This is a genomic window from bacterium (assembly GCA_030654305.1).
Taxonomy (GTDB): domain Bacteria; phylum Krumholzibacteriota; class Krumholzibacteriia; order LZORAL124-64-63; family LZORAL124-64-63; genus PNOJ01.
In genome coordinates this window covers 1-2,271 of the sequence record JAURXS010000327.1, presented here as the reverse complement: position 1 = coordinate 2,271, position 2,271 = coordinate 1, and the positions used below count along the sequence as shown (strand labels likewise).

At 69.6% G+C, this 2,271-nt stretch carries 2 protein-coding genes; both read left to right on the top strand.

Annotated features, from left to right (window positions below):
* Positions 1–504 (top strand): hypothetical protein (locus Q7W29_09375; protein ID MDO9172029.1); only part of this gene is annotated, 504 nt, incomplete at its 5' end.
* Between the two features lie 109 nt (positions 505–613).
* Positions 614–2,092: a proline--tRNA ligase gene (proS, locus tag Q7W29_09370; GenBank protein ID MDO9172028.1), complete on the top strand. Its 1,479-nt coding sequence runs from the start codon at positions 614–616 to the stop codon at positions 2,090–2,092.
* Positions 2,093–2,271 lie beyond the last annotated feature (179 nt).

The window sequence follows — 2,271 nt, the reverse complement described above, 5'->3', positions numbered from 1 at the left end:
CTGGTCGGCGTAGCTTCGGCACGTGCCGGTGTCGTGCGCGCGGTCGGCGCGGCCTCGCTGGAGTGCTGGCGTTACGACGACGAGTGGGGCGCCTACGCCGATCAGACTCGTTTGGAGACCCGCGCGGCGGTGCGGACGGGTGGCGTGTTCGGGCCGCTCTGGGAGCTGGGGGCGGTTCGCGAGAGCCTCGAATCCCATGACGCCGGGGAGAGTTATGCGCAGTGGGGGGCCTGCGGCGGAGTGGAGACCTACGGCGAGGCGCTCACCCTCATGCTGACCCTGGAGGCGGGGCGCAGGGACTACGACGAGGCCGCCGCGGACGACCTCCTGGGCGCCCTGTACACGGACTTCACCTACGTCGAGGTCGGGCTGAACCTCTCCTGGACCCTGACCGACCGGCTGCGGCTGGACGGGATGGCCCAGTACCTGCCCGAGAGCCACGCCGCCGACGAGGACGACCAGAGCCTCGGCTTCGGCAGCCTGCGGCTCGGATACCGCTTCTAGGGCCGTTTGCGGCCCGCCTTTCCCGGACGGGATTTGGATGTTATCTTCCGGCGGTCGCAGGCAGCCGGCCTGTGCCGTGCCTACGCGTGAGGCCCCCGAAAGGACCCCCATGGCCGACATCACCAAGCGCAGCGAGGACTACTCGCGCTGGTACCAGGACGTCATCGCCGCCGCCGAGCTGGCCGAGAACAGCCCCGTGCGCGGCTGCATGGTCATCCGCCCCAACGGCTACGCCATCTGGGAGAGCATGCAGCGGCAGCTCGACGACCGCTTCAAGGAGCTGGGCCACGTCAACGCCTACTTCCCGCTGCTGATCCCCAAGAGCTTCCTGGCGAAGGAGGCGCAGCACGTCGAGGGGTTCGCCAAGGAATGCGCCATCGTCACCCACTCGCGGCTGATGACCGTCGTGCGCGACGGCAAGGTCACCGTCGAGCCGGACCCCGCCTCGAAGCTGGAGGAGGAGCTGATCATCCGCCCCACCAGCGAGACGGTCATCTGGAACCAGTACCGCAAGTGGATCATGAGCTACCGCGACCTGCCGCTCCTGATCAACCAGTGGGCCAACGTCATGCGCTGGGAGATGCGCACGCGCCTGTTCCTGCGCACCACGGAGTTCCTGTGGCAGGAGGGGCACACCGCCCACGCGACGGCCGAGGAGGCGCGCGCCGAGACCCTGCAGATGCTCGAGTGCTACCGCTGGTTCGCCGAGGACATCCTGGCGATGCCCGTGGTCTGCGGCGCCAAGACGCCGCGCGAGCGCTTCGCCGGCGCGGTGGAGACCTTCTCCATCGAGGCGATGATGCAGGACAACAAGGCCCTGCAGGCGGGCACCAGCCACGACCTGGGCCAGAACTTCGCCAAGGCCTTCGACGTGAAGTTCCAGGACGCTGCCGGCGGCCAGGACTACGTGTGGGCCACGAGCTGGGGCGCCTCGACCCGCCTGATCGGCGCTTTGATCATGTGCCACAGCGACGACAACGGCCTGGTGCTGCCGCCGCGCATCACCCAGCGCAAGGTCGTGATCGTGCCCATCTGGCGCAACGACGACGAGCGTTCCCTGGTCATGGCCAAGGCGGCGGAGCTGCGCGAGAGCCTGCGCCCGGTGGCCGGCCTCGTGCACGTCGACGACCGCGACAACATGCGGCCCGGCTGGAAGTACGGCGAGTGGGAGCGCCGCGGCATGCCCATCCGCCTGGAGCTGGGGCCGCGCGACGTCGCCGAGGACAAGTGCGTCCTGGTCACCCGGCACGACGGGCAGAAGTTCCCGACGCCGCTGGCCGGGATCGCCGACGCAGTCGCCGTCCACCTCGAGCGCATGCAGCGCGAGCTGTTCGACGCCGCCCTGGCGCGGCGGGAGGCCAACACGCACCGGCTGGAGACCTGGGAGGAGTTCCTGGCGCTGTTCAACGGCGCGGGCGGCTTCGCCCACTGCCACCACTGCGGCGAGGATGCCTGCGAGGCGGCCATCCAGGACGAGACCAAGGTCACGATCCGGAACATCCCGCTCAGGGCGCCGGAAGAGTCCGGCAGCTGCATCCGCTGCGGGAAGCCCAGCGGGCGGCGGGTGCTGTTCGCGCAGTCGTACTAGGCGGGCCGGGCGGGCGCTTTCAGGCACCGCCGGCATTGATTATCTTGTATCCCGGAGCGGCTGCGCCGCGCGGACCCCCAACAGGAGACGGTGCCATGCAGACCCCGTGGACGGATCAGAAGATCCAGGAGCGCATGCGGCTGAAGGTCGGCCTCGCCGAGATGCTCAAGGGCGGCGTC

Coding starts and splice junctions, on each gene's coding strand:
- proS (MDO9172028.1), top strand. CDS start 614: ATGGCCGACATCACCAAGCGCAGCGAGGACTACTCGCGCTGGTACCAG.